The organism is Streptomyces sp. 7-21, assembly GCF_016741785.1.
GTDB lineage: Bacteria > Actinomycetota > Actinomycetes > Streptomycetales > Streptomycetaceae > Streptomyces.
In genome coordinates, this window is the sequence record NZ_JAERRL010000008.1 from 140749 (window position 1) to 164157 (window position 23409).

Here is a 23409-nt window from a genome sequence, read left to right on the forward strand (position 1 = left end):
AGAGGTGCCCGCGCTGGCCTTACTCTGGCTGTCGTGGCAGCTGACAGTTCGTCTGGCACCAGGGACCGCTACGGCCCCGCGCCCGCCGCCGCGCGGGCCGCGGCGGCGGCCGGGCGGGCCCTGCGCGCGGGGCCGGTCGCCGTCGCTCGCCGCATCCGGCGCACCACGCACGCCCACGGCGCCGGGGAATCCGGCCTCGGCAAGCTGATCGAGCTCCACGCGGTGCACTCCGCGGGCGACATGCTCATCACGATGGCGCTGGCCTCGACCATCTTCTTCTCCGTGCCGACGGACGAGGCCAGGGGCCGGGTCGCGCTGTACCTGGCGGTGACGATGGCGCCGTTCGTCCTGCTCGCCCCCGTCATCGGCCCGCTGCTGGACCGCATACCGCACGGGCGGCGGGCCGCCATGGCCGGGGCGCTGCTGGCGCGCGGCGTGCTGGCGCTGGTCATCGCCGGGGCGGTCGTCTCCGGCGGGCTCGAGCTGTATCCGGCGGCCCTGGGGGTCCTGGTCTGCTCCAAGGCGTACAACATCGTGCGCGCCGCCGTCGTGCCCCGGCTGCTTCCCCGCAGCATCTCGCTGGTCAAGGCCAACGCCCGCATCACGCTCACCGGCCTGATCTCGGCGGGCGCCGCCGCCCCGATCGGCCTGGCCCTCAACGCCCTCGGCGAGCGCTGGCCCCTCTACGCGGCCTGCGTCGTCACCGTCACCGGCGCCTTCCTGTCGTTCCGGCTGCCGCGCGGGGTGGACCTGGCGCACGGCGAGCGGACGATGCACCTCGCCGAGCTGGCCGAGTCCCGCGCGGCCCGCGCCGCCGGGACCGGGCACCGCTGGAACCTGCTGGAGAGCTGGGGCGCGGGCGGCGGCAGGCTGCTGCGCGGCACCGGTTCCCCCGTGTTCAAGGCGCTGTGCGCCAACGCCTCGCTGCGGGCGCTGTCGGGTTTTCTCCTCTTCTTCCTCGCTTTCCTGCTGCGCAACGACCCGCTGCCGGGGCTGACGGCCGAACTGTCCCTGGGCCTGGCGGGCGTGGCCGCGGGCGCGGGCAACGCGCTGGGCAACGCCGTGGGCAACTGGCTGCGTGACCGGGCCCCGGAGCTGATCCTCAGCAGCGTGCTGCTGCTGGCGCTGGCCTCGGCGCTCGCCGCCGCGCTGGCGTACCAGCTGGTGACGGTGGTGACGGTCGGCGCGGTGGCGGGCATCTGCCAGGCGCTGGGGAAGCTGTCGCTGGACGCGATGATCCAGCGGGACGTGCCGGAGGTGGTCCGCACCTCGGCTTTCGCGCGGTCGGAGACGGCGCTTCAGATGGCGTGGGTGCTCGGCGGGGCCATCGGCATCTCGCTGCCGCTGGACGGGCCGCTGGGCATGGGCGTGGCCACGGCGGTGGTGCTGACGGGCACGGCCGTCAGCATGCGGACTCTGCTCGCCGCCGCCCGGCGCCGCAGGCGGCCCCGGGTGCTCTGACCGGGTGCGCGCGCCGCCGGACGCGGCGGGTGGACCTGCACGGTGACTGAAGAGGGACCCGCACGAAGGACCCGCAAGAAGGACCCGGGAGAAGACCCGTAAGAGAGGCCTGGCAGCGGGGTGCGTGTGGGAACAGGCGGGGCACGGAGGCGGCCCCGGCGGCTCCCGCGCGGGTCGGGGCGGTAATCTGCCAGGCATGACTGCGTTCTCCCCCCGCCGGTCGACCCGCGTCACGCTCGCCGTGGGCGCCGCCTCGCTGGGGCTGCTCGCCCTGACCGCCTGCGAGAAGCCGAGCCCCAACGCCCACTTCACGCTCGGCAGCGAGACCGCGTCTCCGGAGGCGGAGAGCGACTGCTACGGCCACGGCGACCTGCTGAGCGCGGAGCGCGCCGAGCGGTGCCTGAACGACGAGGCCGACGACGCGCCGTCGTTCAGCGTCCGCTCCGGTGACACCCTGCGCGTCGGCGTGGACCCCGAGGTCGCGGAGACCGGCTGGCTGCTGTTCGTGAACGGCCAGCTGTACGGCGGGGAACCGTTCACCGGCACGTACCGCAGCTTCTCCGCCGAGCAGCTGTACGAGGTGGCGTACAACACCAGCAGCGTGCCCGGTGAGCTGCCGCCGACCGAGCGGCTGCGGATCAGCGTCGCGAAGGTCGGTGACGACTACGACTCCGACAAGATCTATGGGAGCGCGGACCAGGAGAGCTTCCAGCAGGAGCTGTTCTCGTCGCTCGAAGGCGTGTGGCACGCCCGCCTGGAGCCTGCGGAGGCATGAGCCTCCCGCCGCGCGTCCTGGTCGTGACCGCCGTTCCGGCGGAGTGCGAGGCGGTCGCGCGCGCCGGCGGGCGCGTGCTGGAGCCGGTGGCGGCGGGCGTCGGGCCGGCGGCCGCCGCGGCCCAGGCGGCGGCCAGGCTGGCGACCGGCCGGTTCCGCGCGGTCATCAGCGCGGGCATCGGCGGCGGTTTCGCGCCGGTGGCGCCGGTGGGGAGCGTGGTGGTGGCCTCCCGTGTCGTCGCGGCCGATCTCGGGGTGCGCACGGCCGACGGGTTCACCAGCGTGACGGACCTCGGCTTCGGCACGGCGGAGCACCTGCCGCCGGAGGCGCTGGCGCGGCCGGCCGCCGAGGCGGCGGGCGCCGTGTTCGGCCCGGTGCTGACCGTCTCGACCGTCACCGGCACGGCGGAGCGCGCCGCCGAGCTGGCCGCGCGGTACCCGGGTGCGGCGGCCGAGGCCATGGAGGGGTTCGGTGTCGCCGAGGCGGCGCGGCTGCACGGCGTTCCGGTGCTGGAGGTGCGGGCCGTCTCCAACGCGGTGGGCCCGCGCGACCGTGCGGCCTGGCGCGTGCCGCAGGCGCTGACGGCGCTGTCAGAGGCGTTCGGCAAGATCGTGCCCGTACTGGAGACCTGGAACTTCGAGGACCCCCGTGACTGAACGTCCGCTGTCCATCTCGTACTCGCCCTGCCCCAATGACACGTTCGTCTTCCACGCCTGGGCCCACGGGCTGGTGACCGGGGCGCCCTCGCTGGACGTGCGCCTGGCCGACATCGACGTCACCAACGGCATGGCCGAGCGGGAAGAAGGCGACGTGCTGAAGGTGTCGTACGCCGTGCTGCCGTGGGTGCTGGAGCGGTACGCGCTGCTGCCCTGCGGAGGCGCGCTGGGCCGGGGCTGCGGTCCGCTGGTGCTCACCCGCGATCCGGGCGGCGGCCCGCAGCGGCTGGCGGGCGGCACGGTGGCCGTGCCGAGCGACCGGTCCACGGCGTACCTGCTGTTCCGGCTGTGGGCGGCGCGGCACGTGCCGGGCGGGGTCGGCGAGGTGCGGGTGATGCCGTTCCACCAGATCATGCCCGCCGTACGGGACGGCGAGGTCGACGCCGGGCTCGTCATCCACGAGGCGCGCTTCACGTACCAGGGGTACGGGCTGCACCTGCTCGCCGACATGGGCGAGTTCTGGGAGAGCACCACGGGGCACGCGATCCCGCTGGGCGCGATCATCGCCAGGCGGTCGCTGGGCTCCGGGGTGCTGCGGCAGATCACGGGCGCGATCCGCGCCTCCGTGCGGGCCGCCTGGTCGGATCCGCAGGCCAGCCGCGGCTACGTGATGGAGCACGCGCAGGAGATGGAGCCGTCGGTGGCGCAGGCCCACATCGACCTGTACGTCAACGACTTCACGGCCGACCTGGGCGTCGAGGGCTACGCGGCCGTGCGGGAGCTGCTCGGGCGGGCGGCGGAGGAGGGCCTGGTCCCTGCGGTCCGCCCCGACTTGCTCGATCCTCCGGCCTGATCGCCGGGCCCCGCCCCGGGCACGGCCGGGGGTGGGGCAGGGTGGGGCGGCGGCCCGGACCGGCGGCGCTGGCGGCCGGGCACTCTGCCGCCTTTCTCAGACGAGGCCCTGGGCGAGCATCGCCTCGGCGACGGGCTCGAAGCCCGCGATGTTGGCACCGACCACGTAGTTGCCGGGCGCCCCGTAGCGCTCGGCGGTCTCGTAGCAGGTGTCGTGGATGTGTTTCATGATCTCGGTGAGCCGCTGCTCGGTGTGCTCGAACGTCCACGAGTCACGCGAGGCGTTCTGCTGCATCTCCAGCGCGCTGGTGGCGACGCCGCCCGCGTTGGCGGCCTTCCCCGGTGCGAAAGCGACACCCGCGTCGCGGAGCACCTGCACGGCCTCCGGGGTGGTCGGCATGTTGGCGCCCTCGGCGACGGCCCGCACCCCGTTGCGGACGAGGGTGACGGCATCGTTCACGTCCAGCTCGTTCTGGGTGGCGCAGGGCAGCGCCACCGTGCCGGGCACCTCCCACACGCGCCCCTTGGGCACGAAGTGGCAGCCGTTGCCGCGGGCCTTGGCGTAGTCGGAGACCCGGCCGCGCCCGGACTCCTTGATCTCCTTGAGCAGCTCGACGTCGATGCCGCGCTCGTCGACGACGTAGCCGTCGGAGTCGGAGCAGGTCAGGGCGATCGCGCCGAGCTGCTGGGCCTTCTCGATGGCGTAGATCGCGACGTTGCCCGAGCCGGAGACGAGGAGCCGCTGCCCCTCCATGTCCTCGCCGCGGCTGCGCAGCATCTCGGCCGTGAACAGCACGCAGCCGTAGCCGGTGGCCTCGATGCGGGCCTGGGCGCCGCCCCAGCCGATGCCCTTGCCGGTGAGCACACCGGACTCGTACCGGTTGGTGATCCGCTTGTACTGGCCGAACAGGTAGCCGATCTCGCGGCCGCCGACACCGATGTCACCCGCGGGCACATCGGTGTACTCGCCGATGTGGCGGTGCAGCTCCGTCATGAACGACTGGCAGAACCGCATGACCTCGGCGTCCGAGCGGTTCTTCGGGTCGAAGTCGCTGCCGCCCTTGCCGCCGCCGATCGGCATGCCGGTCAGGGCGTTCTTGAAGATCTGCTCGAACCCGAGGAACTTCACGATGCCCAGGTTCACCGAGGGATGGAAGCGCAGACCGCCCTTGTAGGGGCCGAGGGCGCTGCTGAACTCCACGCGGAAACCTCGGTTGACCTGGACCCGGCCAGCGTCGTCCTGCCACGGCACGCGGAAGACGATCTGGCGCTCCGGCTCGCAGATCCGCTCGATGATGCGGGCCTCAGCGAATTCGGGGCGACGGGCGAGCACCGGGCCGAGGGTGTCGAGCACCTCCCGGACGGCCTGGTGGAACTCCGCCTCGCCGGGGTTCCGGCGAAGGATGTCCAGGTAGAGCTCCTCCGCCGGGGGGTGGGGTGCGGGTGTCGGCATATGAGCACAGTTCCTTTGCGATGGTAATCGGACTGTGCCCAGGGTAGGCCGCCACCCCGCCGCCCCGCTGACCCCCCGCTGCCGGGAACCCGGCGCCCGGTCCGCCGCCCCGGCCAGCCGCTAGACGTCGAGCTGGTCCGCGACGGCGCGCATCATTCCGGCGATCTTCCGCCCGCTCTGGCGGTCGGGGTACCTCCCGCGCTCGAGCTGCTGCGCGACGCCGTCGAGCAGCGTCGTGAGGTCCTGCACGATCGACGCCAGCTCGTCCGGCTTCCGCCGCTGGGCCGCGGCCACCGACGGCGGCGGTTCGAGCACGGTGACGGACAGCGCCTGGTCGCCGCGCTGCCCCGCCACGACGCCGAACTCCACCCGCTGCCCAGGACGCAACGTGTCCACGCCATTCGGCAGGGCAGAGGAGTGCACGAAGACGTCACCGCCGTCGTCACGGGAAAGGAAGCCGAAGCCCTTCTCGCTGTTGAACCACTTGACCTTGCCGGTAGGCACGTGTCCTCGTCCTCGTACTCATCCTGGCCACCCACCGGCCAGTGCCATTAGCAGTGTGGCGGGCCGCATGACCCGCCTGCTTCAAGGCTAACCATCCCCGGCGCGGTGACAAGATGGCGCCGGGCGGTTTCGGAGAATGACTGCCCTGGCCGGTCCGCACGTATGCTCAGCCGTATGGCACACCACCCCGATCCGGCGCGCGGCGCTGGTGACAGCGGCGAGACGCTGGTCCGCGTCGGCGGCGTCGTGTTCGCTATCGGCGCGATCGCGACGCTGGTCACAGTCACTCCGCTGCTGATCGGCGCCGAGCCGCTGCCGACGCCCGCGTACCTGGTGTCGATGCTGATGGGCGTCGGCTTCGCGATCGCGGGTGCCGGGCTGCTGCGGTCCGTCGCCGAGCAGCGCCGCCAGGCACGCCGGGCCCAGGCGGGCTCCTCCGGCTAGCCGTCACTCACGCACCGCCGTCACCCACCGTCGTCACTTTCCATCGCCAACCGCTGCCGCCGCGTAGTCGGCGAACCAGGCGGGGAAGGCGGTGAGGTCCCGCAGGACCACGTCGGCGCCCGCCGCGCGCAGCTCGTCCTCGGAGCACGGCCCGGAGGCGACCGTCACCGACACCGCACCGGCGGCGCGCGCGCCGCGCACGTCCCCGGTGTGATCGCCCACGTAGACGCGGGCGCCGTGCTCGGTCAGCGCCTCCGCCTTGCCCTCCGCCCACAGGCCGCCGATCACGGCGTCCGGGGTGAGGCCGAGGTGGTCCATGTGCAGTTTGGCGTTGGGCTGGTACTTCGCGGTCACGACGATGGCGCGCCCGCCCCGGGCGTGCACGGCGTCGATGGCCTCGCGGGCGCCGGGCAGGGCGCGGGTCGGCTCGATCGCGTGCACCGGGTAGAGCTCCCGGTAACGCAGCGCCATCGCGGGCACCTGCTCGGCGGGAAACCACTCGGCCAGCTCCTGCTCCATCGGCGGACCGAGGCGCGAGACCGCCAGGGCGGAGTCGATGTACACGCCTGTCTCCGCGGAGAGCGCGTCGTACGTCGCCGCGATGCCCGGCCGGGAGTCGATCAGCGTCATGTCGAGGTCGAACCCGACCGTCAGCGGAGATGCCATGCGAACCATTGTGCCCATGGGCCGCCGGCCGGCGGCCCGGCGGCCCATGGGGGCAGTGAGCGCGACCGGCGCAGCGACGTACGCACCGCCGGGGCGCTCCGGCACGGCCGGGGACCCCTCCCCGGGCAGCTGTGCTCTCATACCCGCGTCGGCGGCGCGGAGAAGGGCTGGCTCCGCGCGCCTCGTGTGGGATGGGCCCGCCCTGCGGCGGGCCCGGTGTGGCGGCGTGGCCATCCGCCCCCGGTGGCCACGCCGCGGGGGGCTGCGAGGGCTGCCGCGGGAGGGAGGCGTCCCGGCGACTGCGGGGGGTCGCCGGGGCGTCAGCCCGGCGTCACGTCCGGTCCCGTAGCGTGCGGCACATGGGATACGACACCAGCTTCCACCCCGTGGATCTCGGCCTGGTCGAGACCCGGCTGCTGCCCTACCTGGCCGGTCACGGGGACGACGACGCCCTCGACGACGTGGTCGCGCGTGCGGTCACCATCCGCAAGACCCGTTTCCACGCCAAGGCGTGGGCGCTGGGTGTGCAGCGCGTCGCGCGCCGCGACGACTCGCTTCCGTTCGAGGCCGACCTGCATGTCTGGGGGCGCCCGTTCTTCATCGTCGGCGACGGCGCCGACCTGATCGCCGAGGACATCGAGCGCTATCTGGCCGCCACCACCCCGGAGGACGTGGCCGGGCTGGCCACGGAGATGATCCATCGGATCGACCCGGCGCTGGCCGGGCGCGTCGAGCCGGACCAGACCGGATACCTGCCCGACGACGGCGTCCTCGCCAAGAGCCTGTCCACGGCGATGCGGGTACTGCGCGGCGCGGCCCTGGCGCTGCGCGCCGGGGAGCGGACCGTCCGCCACCCGCACAGCGGCGACGAGTTCGACGCGGCGGAGGTGCTGAGCCGGGAAGTCCCGTTCTGCCTGCTGAAGTTCGCCGCTGCCCTGCTGCCGGGCTGGATGTCGCGCGGCCGCACCTGGCCCACGTACCTGTGCGGCGAGGCCGGGCTCGCGCACGCGGAGTTCGACGGCCCTGAGCCGCTGCGGGCGCTGCTGTGCGAGGAGTTCCCGGGCCTGGACTGGCCGCCGCTGCCGCCGTCGATCACCGGCAACTACATGGTCGGCGGGCTCGTCCGGGCCGCCGACGTGCCCGCCGTCCGGACGCGCCTGGCCTCGCACCGGTACGCGCTGAAGTGTGACGCGCTCGATGCGCAGAAGCTGGACGAGGCCCTGGGTGTCGCCGAACGCCTCGGCACGGCGTTCTGCGAGGCCACGGAGGTGTACAGCGGGATGGAGGGAGAGCTCAACTGAGGCCGTTGCCGCCCCGGTGACGCTTCACCGCCTCGATGAAGGGGGCCCAGGCTGCCACGGGCACGAACAGCACGGGCCCCCTGGCGTTCTTGCTGTCCCGGAGCGGAACGGCACCGGCACCCCGTCCCCGCTCTCCACTCACCACCTCCACCAGCCTGCGCAGTTGCTGGACCATCGTTTCAGGGCCGCCCACGTTGGCGCGGATCACCCACTCGGGAATGACGTGAGGGCGGTGCTGGTGCCTGCGGAAGATCTGGCGAAGCTCACGTAGTTGTGACGCGCGGAGGTAGGAACCGGCGGGCGGCCCCCACTAGGCTGCCGCATGGGTATGGCTGGCCCGGTGACTGTGATCGAGCCCTGACGGAAGGCTGCTTGCCATGCATTCCCCTCAGTACCCGCCGCCATCGCCGGTCCCGCCGTACGCTCCCGCTCCCTCTCCCGCACCGTCCGCGCCCTCGTCTCCGGTCGCGGTCGTCGCGGCGGCGAGCTGGCGGGTGCTGATCGTCATCTGCGCGTTCGTCGGGTTCAACGCGGCGCTGGACGGGGCCGGGTTCGGCATGCGGACCGTGCTGCCGCTGAGCCAGTTCGCGAGCCTGGCGGCGGGGGCGTGCTACGCGGTGATCGCCATAGCCGACCTGGCCGCGCTGGCGATGAAGCGGCCGGAGCCGCCGACGGCGTGGCTGCGCGGACAGCTCGCGGTCACGCTGCTGCTCGTCATGGTGGTGTGGTTCACGGTGATGGAGGGCGACGTCGACGAGACCTGGTCGCTCTTCGAGCACCTGCTCACACCGCTGGCGGTACTGGTGGACTGGTTCTTCCTGGGGCGGCGGCAGACGTCGGCGCCGTGGTGGTACCCGGTGTCGTGGATCGGGCCGCTGCTGGTGTACCTGGTCGTGCTGGTCACCAACGAGCAGTACAACCCGTACGACTTCATGGACCCGGACGACCCGGACTTCTACCCGTACGTCGGCGGTTTCCTGGTGCTGGTGCTGGTCGCGGGCTTCCTCTTCGTGGCCGTGGCGCGGGCCCGCCGCGGCGGCGGCGCCCCGCACGGCGGACAGGGCGGGTACGGCGGCGGGTACCCGGGACAGCCGGGGCAGGTCGGGTACGCCGGATACGGGCAGCAGTATGGTGCCGGGGCCGCTCCGGCGGCGCCCGGCCCGGCCGTTCCGCCGCCACCCGGGCCGTACTCGCCGCAGCAGTGGACACCGCAGCCGCCGCAGGCTCCCCCGCAGCCGCCGGGCTACGGCTACGGCCCGCCCCCGCAGGCGGGCTGAGGCCGCCCGCCCGGTAGCCCTCCGCCGCCTTGCCCGGCCCCCGGTGGGGACCCGCGTCAGCCGTCGGCTTTCCTGGGGCGGCGGGCCCGGAGAAAGAGGAGGACGGCGCTGGCGAGCGCGGCGCCGCGCAGCAGCCAGGGCCAGTCGGAGTGGAACGACTCCCCGGCAGCGCCCTCGGGCAGCGGCGCGCCCCAGTAGCCCTGGTCACGCCCGGCGATCCAGCCGAAGTAGGCGGCCAGCACCACGGCGGGGGCGCCGAACGTGGCCCACTGCGCCTCGCGGCGGCTGAGGCGGGGGGACCAGTAGGACAGCAGCCAGCCGGCGAGCATCGCGTAGAAGGAGGGCACAACGGCCCCGGCGAGGAGGAAGACGACGGCGGCGAACTCGAAGAAGCCGCCGGTGCGGCGCACGGAGAGGGTGGTGCGGAGGCGCTTGCCGAGGGTGCGGGCAGTGCCGCCCGCCGCCGCGGCCCCGGGCGCCTGCTCCACGGGCGCGGGGCCGGCGGTCTCGCCGTCGTCTGAGGCGTCGTCCGGGGCGGCGGGTTTCTCCTCGGCCGGGCGCTGGCGAGGGAGGTCCTTGTCCAGCGAGATACCGCCCGCGGAGCCGCCGCGTTCCCGGGCGGGGCCCAGCATCTCGGGGATCTCGATGCCGCCGGTGAAGCCGCCGATGTCGCCGTCGGGCCAGTAGCGGGTGTCGGGGTGCTCGGGCTGGCCGGGCAGCCCGTCATCCGGTCCGCCCGTGGCGTCGGGGACGGGCGGACCGTCGGCGGACGGCTCGGCGGCGGGCAGGGGCACGGCCGGGCCGGGACCGTCGGCGGGCGGGGCGTCAGCCGCGGGCGCGGGGGTGTGGGCGGGCCGGGGCGCGGGCACGGCCGCGTTGTGGCCGCCCGCCTCGGCGGCGCGGGCCACGACGTCCTCGGGGCTGCCGATCTTGCCGAGAATGCGGCGCACCTCCGAGCGGCTCTCGGCACCTCCGGCGGCGGCGCGGCGCTGGCCGATCTCCTCGCGCAGCTTGCCGACGAGCGCGGCGCGTTCGGCCGCTGACATGCTGGTACCGTGCGCCAGGTCGCCGACCCGGCTGAGGTAGTCGAATACGAGCCGTTCGCCTTCGATGCTCATTCGATGCCCGCTCGTCCTCGTCCCTGCGTCGCGCTCCGAGCCGCCGAGACGATGGTACCCACAGCACCTGAGGGAACACCGTTGTTCATCGGGGGTTCACCGAAGGCCGTACCACCCGCTACCCGCGGCTTCTTACATGGTGAACGTCCCTCGTCGGAGTACCCACAGAACGTGCTGTCAGGGAGAGACCGGACCATGGCAACAGGGCTGCCGTCTTCCGCGCAGGACATCGTGGCCCCGCTCTCGCTTGGCTCGGATCCGGTCGTCCTGCTGGCGGACTCCGACGAGCGCATCCGGCAGGGGCTGACGGCGCAGCTGGCCAAGTACCAGGTGTCGGTGGTGCACTGCGCGGACGGTGCCACGGCGCTGCTGGAGGCGGGGCTGCGCAAGCCGGACGTGCTGCTGGTCTCGGCCTCGCTGCCGGTGATTGACGGGGCGACGGTGCTGCGTCTGGTGCGGCGGCGGATGCCGGTGCCGGTGGTGCTCGGGGTGGGGCCGGACGACGCCGAGCAGGTGGGTCCGGCGCTGGCGGCGGGGGCGAGCGCGTGCGTGGCCCGGCCGTACCGGCCGCGCGAGGTGGCGCAGTTGCTCAGCCTGGCGGACCGCGGCCAGCGGGGGTGGGACCAGCCGCTGGCGTGCGGGCCGCTGACGCTCGACCCGAGCACGTACGAGGTGCGGGTCCACGGGGTGTCCACGGCGCGGCTGCCGCTGCGTGAGTTCCAGCTGCTGCATCTGCTGATGCTGCACGCGGAAAAGGTGATCACGCGTGACCGGATCCGTGCGGAGCTGTGGGGCGACGGGGCCCGCCGGTCGAACACCATCACCGTTCACATCCGGCGGCTGCGGGAGCGGCTCGGTGACGACCCGCACCACCCCGAGATCATCCAGACGGTGCGGGGCGTGGGGTACCGGCTGGTGCCGCCCGCGAGCTGAACTCCCGCGGTCCTGGGCGCTTTGATCACGTCTCTTCTTCGACGCCGGTTCCTTAACGATGACAGCTCTCTTGGTGAAACTGCGGGTTCCGACGAACCTATCTTGCTGTTCACCTTCTGGCCCTCGGTGCTTCGCCAGCCGCTCCTACGTTCTCCCACGACGCTGTCGAGTCATGAGAAATCCAGCCAGGCGGCTGGGGTTGTCTAAGGAGCACGAGGCCATGCGCAACTGGCGCGCCACCACCGCCGCGGTCGCGGCGGTTTCCGCCCTCGCCCTGGCGGGGTGCAGCAGCGAAAACGAGCAGAACAACGGTGGCGGGGGGAACGGCGGTTCTGACCTGTCGGGAACCCTGCGGGGCGTCGGCGCCAGCTCCCAGCAGGCCGCGCAGGAAGCCTGGATGGCGGGCTTCAACCAGCTCCACCCGGACGTCACCGTCGACTACAGCCCCGACGGCTCCGGCGCCGGGCGCGAGCAGTTCATCAGCGGCGGCAGTGACTTCGGCGGCACCGACGCCTACCTGAGCGACGACGAGGGCGAACTCCAGGGCGCGATCGACCGCTGCGGCGAGGTCATCGAGGTGCCGGTGTACGTCTCCCCGATCGCGGTGGTGTTCAACCTGCCGGGCATCGACACGCTCAACCTCCGGCCCGGCGTGATCGCCCAGATCTTCAACCAGGAGATCACCGACTGGAACGACCCGGCGATCGCCGAGGACAACCCCGGCGTCGAGCTGCCCGACCTGCCGATCACCCCGGTCAACCGCTCCGACGAGTCCGGCACGACCGAGAACTTCACCGAGTACCTGTCGGTGGCCGCCCCCGACGACTGGCCGCACGAGCCCAGCGGCAACTGGCCGGTCCCGGGCGGTGAGTCCGCGCAGGGCACCTCCGGCGTCGTCGGCACCGTCCAGGGCGGCGAGGGCACCATCGGCTACGTCGACGCCAGCCAGGCCGGTGACCTGGGCACGGTGGCCGTGGGCGTGGGCGACGAGTTCGTCGCGTACTCGCCCCAGGCCGCCGCCCAGGTGCTGGCCGTCTCCGAGCGCGTCGAGGGCCGCGGCGAGTACGACTTCGCCTACGAGCTGGCCCGTGACACCACCGAGGAGGGCGTCTACCCGATCGTCCTGGTGTCCTACGCCATGGCCTGCCAGACCTACGACGACGAGAACACGGCCGAGCTGGTCCGCGCGTACCTCTCCTACATGATCAGCCCCGAGGGCCAGCAGGCCGCCGCCGAGCAGGCCGGTTCCGCGCCGCTGTCCGACGCGCTGCGCCAGCAGTACCAGACCGCAGTGGACGCCATCGGCAGCTCCGGGTCCGGCAGCTGAGTCCCCCGCGCCCCGCGGGCCTGGGCGGCTGACCCCCGCCGGGCGCCCGCGGGGCGCCGCCCGCCCGCGCGGACCGCGGCGGCGCCACGGACACCAGCCGCTTCCAGCGGACCAACCACGAACCACACAAGGGAGAAGAAGGTGGCTGTGCCTTCTACGCCTTCCACGCCTTCCGCGCCTTCCACCACGCAGAAGGCGCGCGGCCGGGCGGCGCCGCCGCAGCGGCTGGGAGACCGCGTGTTCTCCGGCGCAGCGAAAGGAGCGGGGATCCTCATCCTCGTCATCCTCGCCGGGGTCGCGGCCTTCCTTGTCACCGAGGCGTGGCCGGCCCTGTGGGCGCCCGCCGAGGACGTCGGCGACGGCGACGGCATCATCCTCTACATCTGGCCGCTGCTCTTCGGCACGCTGCTGGCCGCCTTCCTGGCACTGCTGATCGCCGCGCCGCTGGCGGTGGCGATCGCGCTGTTCATCACGCACTACGCACCCAGGCGCCTGGCCGCCGTCCTCGGCTACCTGGTCGACCTGCTGGCCGCGGTGCCCAGCATCATCTTCGGCCTGTGGGGCATCGCCGAGCTGGCGCCGCTGACGGTCGGGCCGAGCCGGTGGCTCGAGGAGCACCTCGGCTTCATCCCCTTCTTCGACGGTCCCGCCTCCGGCACCGGCCGCACGATGCTGGTCGTCGCGATCGTGCTGGCCGTCATGATCCTGCCGATCTGCACGGCGGTCATCCGCGAGGCGTTCCTCCAGACGCCCAGGCTCCACGAGGAGGCGTCGCTGGCGCTGGGCGCCACCCGCTGGGAGATGATCCGCATGGCGGTGCTGCCGTTCGGCCGCTCCGCGGTCGTCGGCGGCATGATGCTGGGCCTGGGCCGGGCGCTCGGCGAGACCATGGCCGTCGCGATCGTGCTGTCGGTCAGCCCCGGCACCGTCTCCTTCGACCTGATCAGCCGCGACAACCCCTCGACGATCGCGGCCAACATCGCGCTGGAGTTCCCGGAGTCCTCCGGCCTGGACATCAACGTCCTGATCGCCTCCGGGCTCGTGCTCTTCCTTGTGACCCTGCTCGTGAACATGGCGGCCCGCGCGGTGATCAACCGGCGCCGTGACTTCTCGGGAGCCAACTGATGGCCACCTCAACCTCCTCCGAAGACGCCAAAGACACCAAAGCCCCCCGCGCCGGGACCCCGGCGCCCGCGCTGGCCGCCGTCTCCCTCAGCCACGGCTCGCTGCCCCGTCGGGCCGCGCCGCTGACGCTGGCCGCCTTCGCCGCGGCCGCCGTCGCGCTGCTGCTGGCCGGGGTGAACGCGGCGCTGTGCGGCATCGCCGCCGCGGTCGGCTACACCGCCGTGATCTACGGGTGGGCGCGCGCGGTCGAGGGCCGCAGGAAGGCGTTCAACCGCTTCGTGACGGCCGTCGTCTGCTCGGCGTTCGCCCTCGCGATGCTGCCGCTGCTGTCGGTGGTCATCACCGTCACCAGCAACGGCCTGGACCGGTTCGACGCCGAGTTCTTCACCCACTCGATGCTCGGCATCGTCGGCGAGGGCGGCGGCGCGCACCACGCGCTGTTCGGCACGCTGATCATCACCGCGCTCGCCACGGCCATCTCGGTGCCGGTGGGCCTGCTGACGGCGATCTACCTCGTGGAGTACGGGCGGGGGCGGCTGGCGCGCGCGATCACGTTCTTCGTCGACGTCATGACGGGCATCCCGTCGATCGTGGCGGGCCTGTTCGCCTACGCGCTGTTCGTGATGTTCTTCGGCCCCGGCGCCGAGATGGGCATCATGGGCGCGGTCGCGCTGAGCGTGCTGATGATCCCCGTGGTGGTGCGCTCCACGGAGGAGATGCTCAAGCTCGTGCCGAACGAGCTGCGCGAGGCGTCGTACGCGCTGGCCGTGCCGAAGTGGCGCACGATCGTCAAGGTCGTCCTGCCGACCTCCATCGCCGGTATCGCCACCGGCGTCACGCTGGCGGTCGCCCGCGTGGTCGGGGAGACCGCGCCGCTGCTCATCACCGTCGGCAGCCCGACCTACGACAACTTCAACCCGTTCGACGGCGCGATGCAGACGCTGTCGGTGTTCGCCTACAACAGCTACGCCCATCCCGGCCTGGACCGGGAGGCATACCTGGAGCGGGCGTGGACCGCCGCCCTGCTGCTGATCCTGATCGTGATGGCGCTGAACCTGCTCGCGCGCCTGATCTCCCGCATCTTTGCCCCCAAGACCCGCTGAGCCGGAGGAAGCACCGTGGCCAAGCGCATCGAGGTCAGCGATCTCGACATCTACTACGACACGTTCCTGGCCGTGCAGGGCGTGACGATGACGATCGAGCCGCGGTCGGTCACCGCGCTGATCGGCCCCTCCGGCTGCGGCAAGTCGACGTTCCTGCGCACGCTCAACCGCATGCACGAGCTGGTGCCGAACGCCCGGGTCGAGGGCAAGATCACCATGGACGGCGAGGACCTGTACGGGCCGTCCGTCGACCCGGTCAACGTCCGCCGCCACATCGGCATGGTGTTCCAGCGGCCGAACCCGTTCCCCACGATGTCGGTCTACGACAACGTGGCGGCGGGCGTGCGGCTGAACGCCCGCCGCATGAAGAAGTCCGACCTCGACGACCTGGTCGAGTCCTCGCTCCGGGGCGCCAACCTCTGGGACGAGGTCAAGGACCGCCTGCACAAGCCCGGTTCCGGTCTCTCCGGCGGCCAGCAGCAGCGGCTGTGCATCGCCCGCGCCATCGCGGTGCGGCCGGACGTGCTGCTGATGGACGAGCCGTGCTCGGCGCTGGACCCGATCTCCACGCAGGCCATCGAGGACCTGATTCTCCAGCTGAAGTCCGAGTACACGATCGTGATCGTCACGCACAACATGCAGCAGGCGGCGCGCGTGAGCGACACGACGGGCTTCTTCCACCTCCGGGCGGTCGGCGAGCCCGGCGTGCTGGTCGAGGTGGACGAGACCACCAAGATCTTCTCCAAGCCGAGCAACCAGGCCACCGAGGACTACATCTCCGGCCGCTTCGGCTGACGGCCGGGGACGAGGGGCGGAGGAGACGGCGATGCGCGCCGGGCGCCGGGCCCGGCCGCATGTCTCCGCCGCCCCGGCCGGCCGCAGCGCGCCGTCACAGCTCGCGGGCGATGTGGTGGATCAGCATGCGCGACTCGTGCTGGTCGAGGGCGACGGTGTCGGCGTAGCGGAAGAACTCCCGGTAGGTGGCCAGGTCGCTGTCCGAGTACAGGTAGTGGCCGCCGAGCGGGCCGTCGATCTCCACGGTGTCGAGCTGCTCCACGACGCCGTCCGCGTACAGCACGGGCTGCGTCATCTCGAAGAACGTCTCGTTGGTGAACGGCACGACGCGCAGCGAGACGTGGGGCCGCTGCGAGGCCTCCATCAGGTAGGCGAGCTGGCCGCGCGTGACCCTCCGGCCGCCGAACCGCATGCGCAGCGCCGCCTCGTGGACGAAGAAGTTCATCGGCGGCGGCTCGGGACGCTCCAGGAGGACCTTGCGCCGCATCCGGAACTCGACGCGCATCCGGGCCTCTTCGGGATCCACCGGCGGCACCGACTGCTCGCTGAGCGCCCGCGCGTAGTCCTCGGTCTGGAAGATGCCGGGGATGGTGACCGTCTGCATACTGCGCAAACCGACCGCATGGTGCTCAAGCTCGGCGATATCGAGATATCTCGGGGCAAGCTTGCCCCGATACTCATCCCACCAGAACTGGCCGCGCCGCTCGCGCGCCATGGCGCACAGCGCCGACAGCAGGGCTTCGTCGGTGCACTCGTAGAACGCCGCCAGCCGCCGGATCCGCTCCTCGCTTACCCCGATCCGGCCGGACTCTATGTGGCTGATCTTGCCCTGGTCCGTGCCGAGCATCGCGGCTGCCTCGCGCGCGGTACGACCGGCACGCTCGCGCAACTTCCGCAGCTCCACGCCCAGTCGGACCTGCCGGGCGGTGGGATTCTCCCTCGGGGGCATCTGCTCGCAGTCCTTCCCGTCGGCTGGCTTGAAGTCTGCCGTCCCGGCGGGGCTGACGTCCACTCAGATCATGACCGGTTCTCGCCCCATATGCACCTTTGCCACGTGGCACTGTTGCCCCAACGCCGGGAGGAGTACCGTTGGTGTGGATGACCGGCGAGACCAGCGCGAACGGCGAGCGCGGCGGGCAGAACGGCCGCACCGGCGGCACGACCGGGACAAAGACCCCCCGCACGCTCGCCGACGAGCTGCGCACGCGGTCCGATGAGCAGCTCGCCGACCTCCTGCGGGCCAGAGCCGACCTCCTCTCACCGCTCCCCTCCGACCTCTCCCAGCTCGCCACCCGCGCCGCCGCCCGGACATCCGTGCTCCGGGCCCTGGAACGGCTCGACGTCTTCTCCCTCCAGACCGCCGAGGCCCTCGCGATCGCCCCGCAGCCCTGCCCGCTGCCGGTCCTCGCCTCCCTGCTGCCCGGCGAAGACTGCGCCCGCGGCCTGCCCCGCGCACTCGGCGTGCTGCGCGGCCACGCCCTGCTGTGGGGCCCGCCCGAGGCGCTGCGCCTGGTGCGCACCGCCCAGGAGCTGCTGACGCCCACACCCGAACGCCCCTCCCCCACCGGCCTGGGCCCCACGCTCGCCGAGGCCGCGGGCCGCCTGTCACCCAGCCGCGCCCAGCAGCTGCTCGCCGCCGCGGGCCTGCCCGCCACCGCCGACGCCGTCAGCGCCATCGCCACCCTGACCGAGCTGTTCACGGACCCCGACCGGATGGACGCGCTGCTGGACGGTGCCCCGGACCGCGCCCGCGCCGCCCTGGACCGGCTGGTGTGGGGCCCGCCCTACGGCACCGTGCCCGCCGACCCCGGCCCGCACCTGCGCTGGCTGCTCGACCGCGGCCTGCTCGTGCCGCACACCCCGGGCACCGTCGTGCTGCCCCGCGAAGTCGCGCTGCACCTGCGCGGCGGCCGGGCCCACCGCGAGCCCCGCCCGCTGCCGCCCGAGCTGACCCCGCGCGCCACCCACTCCCCCGCCTCCGCCGACGCCGCCGCGGCCGGGGCCGCGCTGGCCGCGCTCCAGGCCGTCGAGACCCTCGCCGCCGCCTGGGAGACCGACGGGCCGCCCGTGCTGCGCAGCGGCGGCCTGTCCGCCCGGGAGCTGAAGCGCGCCGCCGTCACCCTGGACCTGCCCGAGCCGGAGGCGGCGTTCTGGATCGAGCTGGCCTACGTCGCCGGGCTGATCGCCGCCGACGGCGAGGCCGACGAGCGGTACGCGCCCACCCCGGCCTACGACGAGTGGCTCGCCCTGCCGCCGCAGCGCCGCTGGGCCCAGCTCGTCACCGCCTGGCTCGCCGCGACCCGCGTCCCCGGGCTCGTCGGCGGGCGCGACGCCAAGGGCAAGCCGCTTGCCGCCCTGGGCCCCGGCCTCGACCGCGGCCCGGCCGCCGAGCTGCGGCGGCGCGTGCTGGGCCTGCTGGCCTCGCTGCCGCCGGGCACCGAGCCCGAGCACGCCGCCGTGGAGGAACGGCTGGCGTGGGAGCTGCCGCGCCGCCTGCCCGCCGAGGCGCGGTCCCGGCTGACCGCCGACGCGCTCGCCGAGGCCGAGCGGCTCGGCGTCACCGGGCGCGGCGCGCTGGCGTCGTTCGTCCGCCCGCTGCTCGGCGGCGCCCGCCCGGACAGCGCGCCGGATGCCGGTGACGGCCTCCCGCCCGACGACGTCGGCACCGCGGTGGACCGGGCCGCCGGGCTGCTGGCCGAGGTCCTGCCCGAGCCGCTGGACCACGTGCTGCTCCAGGCCGACCTGACCGCCGTCGCCCCCGGCCCGCTGCGGCGCGACCTCGCCCGCGTGATGGCCGTGGCCGCCGACGTCGAGTCCACCGGCGGCGCCACCGTCTACCGCTTCACCTCCGGCTCGGTGCGCCGCGCCCTGGACGCCGGATGGACCGCTGCCGAGCTGCACCGTTTCCTCGCCGAGCACTCCCGCACGCCCGTGCCGCAGCCGCTGGCCTACCTCGTGGACGACGTGGCCCGGCGCCACGGCCAGCTGCGCGTCGGCGCGGCGGGCAGCTACCTGCGCTGCGAGGACGAGGCACAGCTGACGGAACTCCTCGCCGACCGGCGGGCCGCCCCGCTGAAGCTGCGGCGCATCGCGCCGACCGTGCTCGTCAGCCCGCTGGCCCCCGGCACGCTGCTGGAGCGGCTGCGCGGCCTGGGCTTCGCGCCCGCCGCCGAGGCGGAGGACGGCGCCGTGGTCAGCGTGCGGGCCCAGCCGCGCCGCACCCCGCCGCGCACCCCGCCCGTGCCCGCGCCGGACAGCTACGGCGCCGAGCGGCTCGACCCGCCGCTGCTGGCCGCCGCCGTGCGCGCGCTGCGCGCGGGCGACCGGGCCGCGCCGGGCGGCGGCGCGCGCCAGGCGGCCGCCCGGGTACCGCCGCCGGAGGGGCCCGTGCCGCGCACGCCGCCGGACGAGACGGTGGCCGTGCTGCGGGCGGCGGCCCGCGAGGGCGCGCTGGTGCGCGTCGGGCACGTCGACGCCGACGGCACGGCCCGCCACCACGTGCTGGCGCCCGTCACCGTCGAAGGCGGCTTCGTGACCGGCTTCGACCACACCGCGCAGGAGGTCCGCACCTACCCCCTGCACCGCCTGACCGGCGCGGCCCGGCACGGCGAGCCGCCCGCGTAGGAGCCCGGATGATCACCGTTCCCGCAGCGCTCGCCGCGGCGAAGGCCCGGTTCGACGGCGAGGCGGGCCGCGCCTGGGTCGCGGGGCTGCCGCGCCTGGCCGAACGGATGCTGCGGCGCTGGGACCTCACCCTGGCGCCCGGCCCGGCCCGGCACGGCGTGGCGGCGCTGGTGCTGCCCGTGACCCGCGCGGACGGCGGCCCGGCCGTGCTGAAGCTCCAGCAGCCCGACCACGAGACCGTGGGCGAGGGCCCGGCGCTGCGCGCCTGGCACGGCGCGGGCGCCGTGCGGCTGCTCGCCCACGACGAGGCCAGCGGCTCGCTGCTGCTGGAGGCGCTGGACCCGGACCGCTCGCTCGACGGCGTGCCCGACGTGGAGGCGGCGCTGACGGTCCTGGCCGGGGTGCTGCGCCGCCTGGTAGCGGCCGAGCCGCCGCCCGGGCTGCGGCGGCTGGCCGGCATCACGGCCCGCATGCTCGACGAGGCGCCGCGGCTGGCGCCGCGCGCGGCCGACCCGGACGAACGGCGCCTGCTGGCGGACTGCGCCGCCGCCGTGCGCGAGGTGGCGCACGAGCCCGGCGGGGCGCTGCTCCACTGGGACCTGCACTACCAGAACGTGCTGGCGCCCACGCCCGCGGCGCGGGCGGCCGGGCGCGAGCCGTGGCTGGCCATCGACCCCAAGCCGCTGGTGGGCGACCCCGGTTTCGAGCTGCTGCCCGCCCTGGTCAACCGGTTCGACGCCGGCGGCGTGCTGCGGCGCTTCGACCTGATGACCAGCGTGCTGGGGCTCGAGAGGGCGCGCGCCGCGCGGTGGACGCTGGGGCGCGTGCTCCAGAACGCGCTGTGGCTGCTGCGGGACGGCGCGCCGGGCGTGGGGCCCGAGCAGGTGGCGATCGCCCGGGCCGTGCGCGCCCGCTGCTGACGGCAGGACCGGGCTGACGGGGCGGCGGAAAGAGCCCGTCACCCCCGGTGCGCCGGTGCCCGCCGCTACAGCGTCACCCCGTCACACCGTCAGCAGCCGCAGCTCGCCCTCCAGGTTGCCGCGGGCGGTGGCCTCCCAGTACGCGCGCCCGTACGGCGTGCGGAACAGCCGGGGCAGGCCCAGCAGCTGCCGCAGCACCGCCGCCCGCCCGGCGCGGAAGTCGTCCTCCGGCACGAAGCCGTACTCCTGCCGCATCGCCGCCGCGTACGCCGCGTACGCCTCGGGCGGGCCCGCCAGCACCGCCAGGTCGGCGTCGCACAGCGCCTCGCCGTTCCTGTCACCCTCGGCCGGGTCGTGACCCGCCGTCAGCTCCACCAGGCGCGCCACCTCGGCCGCCCGCGGATCCGGGCCGAGCACCCGGCGCGCCAGCGCGGCGCTGCGCCGCTCGTTCTCGCCGCCGCCCGCGCGCGGGTCGTACACCGCGTCGTGGAACCAGGCGGCCAGCACGACGGCCCCGGGATCGGCCGCGTAGTCCCCGGCGCCCAGCTCCTCCAGCCGGTCGAGCACCGCGGCCAGGTGGGCGGTGGTGTGGTACCGCCGGTGCGGCTCGCCCCAGCGGACCAGCAGCTCCTCACCCGCCGCGCGCTCGCCTGGCCACCGCCGCAGCAGCGTCTCGTGCCGGTTCTCCTCATGCCCCTTCATGGCTGGTGATTCTCCAGCTGGGCGGGCAGCGGCGCCGCGTGCAGCACCGCCAGGCCGGAGACGGCGCGGGTGAGGCACACGTACAGGCGGCGCAGACCGGTGCGCTCGTCCGGCTCGCCGTCCACGATCGCGGCCGGGTCGTCGAGCACCACGTAGTCGTACTCCAGGCCCTTGGCCAGGGAGGCGGGCACCAGCGTCAGCCGCACCCCGTCCCGGCTCTCCTCACCCGGCGCCAGGTGCGCAAGCCCCGCCGCCGACAGCGCGAGCGCCAGCGGACCGGTGCGGGCGTCGGCGGCGATCAGGCCGACCGAGCCCTCGCGCGCCAGCGCCTCGCGGCAGGCGTCCGTCACCGCCGCGTCCAGCTCGCCAGTGGCGACCCGGGTGACCCGGAACGACCCGGGCGCATCGCGCACCGAGGTGGCCTCGGCCAGGCCGGGCGCGATGGCGGGCAGCAGCCGGGAGGCGTACGCGATGACGGCGCGCGGCACGCGGAAGCCGCGGGTGAGCTCCTCGACGACCGCGCCGGGCTTGCCGAGGTGGCGCAGCGCCTCCTCCCAGGTCTCGGTCGCCCACGGCGTGGTGCCCTGCGCCAGGTCGCCGAGGATCGTCGCGGAGCCGGTGGAGCAGCGGCGGCCGACGGCCCGGTACTGCATGGGCGAGAGGTCCTGCGCCTCGTCCAGCACCACGTGGCCCAGCGACGGCGTGCGTTCGACCAGGTCGCGGGCCTCGTCCACCAGCACCGCGTCCGCGGCCGACCAGCGCGCCGACTTCACGCTCCGGGCGGGCCGGTCCCACAGGATCTCCTTCTGCTCCTCCGCGGTGAGGATGCCGTCGGCCTGCTCGGCGAGGAAGTCCGGGTCGGACAGCAGCCGCAGCACCAGCTTGGCCGGGTCCACGCGCGGCCAGATCGCCCGGACCGCCGCCTTGACCGGCGCGCTGCGCGCCACCGCGTTCTGCGTCCGGTCGTCGGGGGCCTCGCCCGCGCGCTCCATCCGCACGAGCACCGCGTGCGCGATGCGCTGCGGCAGCGCCTCGGCGGCGGCGCCGTAGCGCATGTCGCGGGCGAGCAGCTCCCTGACGATCTCCTCCAGCTCGTAGGCCGGGACGCGCCAGCGGCGCGAGCCGCGCGCGACGACGACGCCCTCCTGGGGCATCCGTATCCCGGAGCGCACGGCCCGGCGCAGCACCTCGGCCATGCGGGCGTCGCCCTTGATGCGCGCGGCGGCGGCGGTGTCGGTGCCGCGCACCTCGACGTGGGCGACGAGGTCGTCGATGGTGGTCTGCCGCACCTGGAGCTCGCCGAGCGCGGGCAGCACCTGCTCGATGTAGCGCAGGAAGGAACGGTTCGGCCCGATGACGAGGGTGCCGCTGCGGGAGAGGCGCTCGCGGTGCGCGTACAGCAGGTAGGCGACGCGGTGCAGGCCGACGGCGGTCTTCCCGGTGCCGGGCGCGCCCTGGACGCAGACCGTTCCGGCGAGCGGGGCGCGGACGATGACGTCCTGCTCGGGCTGGATGGTGGCGACGATGTCGCGCATCGGGCCGACGCGGGGGCGTTCGATCTCGCGCTGGAGCAGCGCGGAGGCCCGTTCGTCCTCCTCCGTGCCGCCGGCGGCCGGGTCGCCGAGGTGCTCGTCCTCGTACGCGGTCAGCTCGCCGCCGTCGTAGCCGAAGCGGCGGCGCAGCACGACGCGCTGCGGGTCGCGGCGGGAGGCGCGGTAGAACGGCTGCGAGACCGGGGCGCGCCAGTCGATCACCATGGGGTTGCCGTCGGCGTCGTGCACGTGGCGGCGGCCGATGTAGAAGCGGTGCCCGTCCTCCCAGTCGTCCTCTCCGGTCGGCGCCTCGCCGTAGTCGAGCCGGCCGAAGAACAGCGGGGTGCCGGCGAGGTCGGCGAGCGCGGCGACGCGCTTTTCTCTCTCCGAGGCCAGCACCTGGGCGGAGACCCAGTCCGGCGCGACGCCGGAGATGTCGAGCGCCTCGACCTCGGCGCGCATCGCGCGCAGCGCGGCGCGGGAGGCGGCGAGGTGGGCGCGTTCGGCGTCCAGGGGCGAGGTGGCCGGATCGGGCGGAATGGCGGGCGGCACGGCGGAGCCTCCGTGGGGTACGCGTGGGTGTGCTTCGGGGTGCCGGCCGGTTGCCGAGCGGCCGGCTCCTGCGGGGCCACGCGTCGCTGCGGAGTGCGGAGTCGTACCGCTGGGTCGCGTCGTCGCGGCGCGCACGTCAGGAGGCAGAGGACGCGAGGATAGGCGGGGGCCCGAGGGGGCGCAACTCATTTGCGGCCGGCGCGGACAGCGGCCGTCTCGGGGGCGGTGCCGCGCGTGGTCTTTGGTGCTCCCGGTGCCCCCGGGCACCCCCGGGCCCGCGTCAGGGACG

Annotated in this window: 22 protein-coding genes; 14 read left to right on the forward strand and 8 right to left on the reverse strand. The window is 74.2% G+C overall.

All coding sequences use genetic code 11. The features are described 5' to 3' along the window. Nucleotides 1-33 precede the first annotated feature (33 nt). The 4 genes from JK356_RS12770 (at nt 34) to JK356_RS12785 (ending at nt 3745) form a co-directional block, all read left to right on the forward strand. Nucleotides 34-1461 carry an MFS transporter gene (locus JK356_RS12770; protein WP_201867798.1) on the forward strand — a complete coding sequence of 476 codons (1428 nt, stop codon included), beginning with the start codon at nt 34-36 and terminating at the stop codon, nt 1459-1461. Between the two features lie 196 nt (nt 1462-1657). Next, nucleotides 1658-2236: a hypothetical protein gene (locus JK356_RS12775; protein WP_201867799.1), complete on the forward strand. Its 579-nt coding sequence runs from the start codon at nt 1658-1660 to the stop codon at nt 2234-2236. Next, entirely contained in the window at nt 2233-2892 is a 660-nt protein-coding gene (locus JK356_RS12780; protein WP_201867800.1) for a futalosine hydrolase, read from the forward strand. The genes JK356_RS12775 and JK356_RS12780 overlap by 4 nt, the downstream gene beginning before the upstream one ends. Further along, on the forward strand, nt 2885-3745 hold the full coding sequence (locus tag JK356_RS12785; protein WP_201867801.1) for a 1,4-dihydroxy-6-naphthoate synthase: 861 nt from the start codon (nt 2885-2887) through the stop codon (nt 3743-3745). Before JK356_RS12780 ends, JK356_RS12785 begins: the two co-directional genes overlap by 8 nt. Before the next feature lie 96 nt (nt 3746-3841). On the opposite strand, the gene gdhA is transcribed toward JK356_RS12785, so the two are convergent. Continuing rightward, nucleotides 3842-5197 (reverse strand): NADP-specific glutamate dehydrogenase, encoded by a 1356-nt coding sequence (gene gdhA, locus JK356_RS12790; protein ID WP_201867802.1) that lies wholly within the window; start codon nt 5195-5197, stop codon nt 3842-3844. A 120-nt stretch (nt 5198-5317) separates the two neighbouring features. Beyond that, nucleotides 5318-5701 (reverse strand): cold-shock protein, encoded by a 384-nt coding sequence (locus JK356_RS22365; protein ID WP_201867803.1) that lies wholly within the window; start codon nt 5699-5701, stop codon nt 5318-5320. Nucleotides 5702-5875: 174 nt separating this feature from the next. Here JK356_RS22365 and JK356_RS12800 point away from each other — a divergent pair, with 174 nt between their 5' ends. Then, the gene (locus tag JK356_RS12800) at nt 5876-6145 is read left to right on the forward strand and encodes a hypothetical protein (protein ID WP_201867804.1); all 270 of its coding nucleotides are present in this window, start codon (nt 5876-5878) and stop codon (nt 6143-6145) included. A 33-nt stretch (nt 6146-6178) separates the two neighbouring features. Here JK356_RS12800 and JK356_RS12805 read toward each other — a convergent pair whose 3' ends face one another. Next, nucleotides 6179-6820: an HAD family hydrolase gene (locus tag JK356_RS12805; RefSeq protein ID WP_374100647.1), complete on the reverse strand. Its 642-nt coding sequence runs from the start codon at nt 6818-6820 to the stop codon at nt 6179-6181. A 350-nt stretch (nt 6821-7170) separates the two neighbouring features. Here JK356_RS12805 and JK356_RS12810 point away from each other — a divergent pair, with 350 nt between their 5' ends. Beyond that, nucleotides 7171-8112: a hypothetical protein gene (locus tag JK356_RS12810; RefSeq protein ID WP_201867806.1), complete on the forward strand. Its 942-nt coding sequence runs from the start codon at nt 7171-7173 to the stop codon at nt 8110-8112. Here the strand turns inward: JK356_RS12810 and JK356_RS12815 are convergent. After that, the gene (locus tag JK356_RS12815) at nt 8105-8287 is read right to left on the reverse strand and encodes a DUF397 domain-containing protein (RefSeq protein WP_201867884.1); all 183 of its coding nucleotides are present in this window, start codon (nt 8285-8287) and stop codon (nt 8105-8107) included. The genes JK356_RS12810 and JK356_RS12815 overlap by 8 nt on opposite strands. A gap of 202 nt (nt 8288-8489) precedes the next feature. On the opposite strand from JK356_RS12815, the gene JK356_RS12820 reads away from it, so the two are divergent. Next, on the forward strand, nt 8490-9389 hold the full coding sequence (locus JK356_RS12820; RefSeq protein WP_201867807.1) for a hypothetical protein: 900 nt from the start codon (nt 8490-8492) through the stop codon (nt 9387-9389). Nucleotides 9390-9445: 56 nt separating this feature from the next. Here the strand turns inward: JK356_RS12820 and JK356_RS12825 are convergent, their stop codons facing one another. Next, complete coding sequence (locus JK356_RS12825; protein WP_201867808.1) at nt 9446-10507, reverse strand: hypothetical protein; 1062 nt, start codon at nt 10505-10507, stop codon at nt 9446-9448. Between the two features lie 195 nt (nt 10508-10702). Here JK356_RS12825 and JK356_RS12830 point away from each other — a divergent pair, with 195 nt between their 5' ends. The 5 genes from JK356_RS12830 to pstB all read left to right on the forward strand — a co-directional run bounded on the left by JK356_RS12830 (nt 10703) and on the right by pstB (nt 15790). Further along, nucleotides 10703-11440, forward strand: coding sequence for a response regulator transcription factor (locus JK356_RS12830; RefSeq protein ID WP_201867809.1), 738 nt, complete (start codon nt 10703-10705; stop codon nt 11438-11440). Nucleotides 11441-11660: 220 nt separating this feature from the next. Next, complete coding sequence (gene pstS / locus JK356_RS12835) at nt 11661-12767, forward strand: phosphate ABC transporter substrate-binding protein PstS (protein WP_201867810.1); 1107 nt, start codon at nt 11661-11663, stop codon at nt 12765-12767. Between the two features lie 141 nt (nt 12768-12908). After that, a complete protein-coding gene (pstC, locus tag JK356_RS12840; protein WP_374100648.1) occupies nt 12909-13892 on the forward strand; it encodes a phosphate ABC transporter permease subunit PstC in 984 nt (327 codons plus the stop codon). Continuing rightward, nucleotides 13892-14995: a phosphate ABC transporter permease PstA gene (pstA, locus tag JK356_RS12845; protein ID WP_201867811.1), complete on the forward strand. Its 1104-nt coding sequence runs from the start codon at nt 13892-13894 to the stop codon at nt 14993-14995. The genes pstC and pstA overlap by 1 nt, the downstream gene beginning before the upstream one ends. Before the next feature lie 15 nt (nt 14996-15010). Further along, nucleotides 15011-15790, forward strand: coding sequence for a phosphate ABC transporter ATP-binding protein PstB (gene pstB / locus JK356_RS12850; protein ID WP_201867812.1), 780 nt, complete (start codon nt 15011-15013; stop codon nt 15788-15790). 94 nt (nt 15791-15884) lie between these two features. Here pstB and JK356_RS12855 read toward each other — a convergent pair whose 3' ends face one another. Further along, entirely contained in the window at nt 15885-16739 is an 855-nt protein-coding gene (locus JK356_RS12855) for a helix-turn-helix transcriptional regulator (RefSeq protein WP_201867813.1), read from the reverse strand. A 149-nt stretch (nt 16740-16888) separates the two neighbouring features. On the opposite strand from JK356_RS12855, the gene JK356_RS12860 reads away from it, so the two are divergent. Further along, nucleotides 16889-19414 (forward strand): helicase-associated domain-containing protein, encoded by a 2526-nt coding sequence (locus tag JK356_RS12860; protein ID WP_201867814.1) that lies wholly within the window; start codon nt 16889-16891, stop codon nt 19412-19414. Between the two features lie 8 nt (nt 19415-19422). Beyond that, nucleotides 19423-20334: an aminoglycoside phosphotransferase family protein gene (locus JK356_RS12865; RefSeq protein WP_201867815.1), complete on the forward strand. Its 912-nt coding sequence runs from the start codon at nt 19423-19425 to the stop codon at nt 20332-20334. Between the two features lie 81 nt (nt 20335-20415). On the opposite strand, the gene JK356_RS12870 is transcribed toward JK356_RS12865, so the two are convergent. Beyond that, nucleotides 20416-21036: a metal-dependent phosphohydrolase gene (locus JK356_RS12870; protein WP_201867816.1), complete on the reverse strand. Its 621-nt coding sequence runs from the start codon at nt 21034-21036 to the stop codon at nt 20416-20418. Further along, nucleotides 21033-23309 carry an AAA family ATPase gene (locus JK356_RS12875; protein WP_374100649.1) on the reverse strand — a complete coding sequence of 759 codons (2277 nt, stop codon included), beginning with the start codon at nt 23307-23309 and terminating at the stop codon, nt 21033-21035. The genes JK356_RS12870 and JK356_RS12875 overlap by 4 nt, the downstream gene beginning before the upstream one ends. Nucleotides 23310-23409 lie beyond the last annotated feature (100 nt).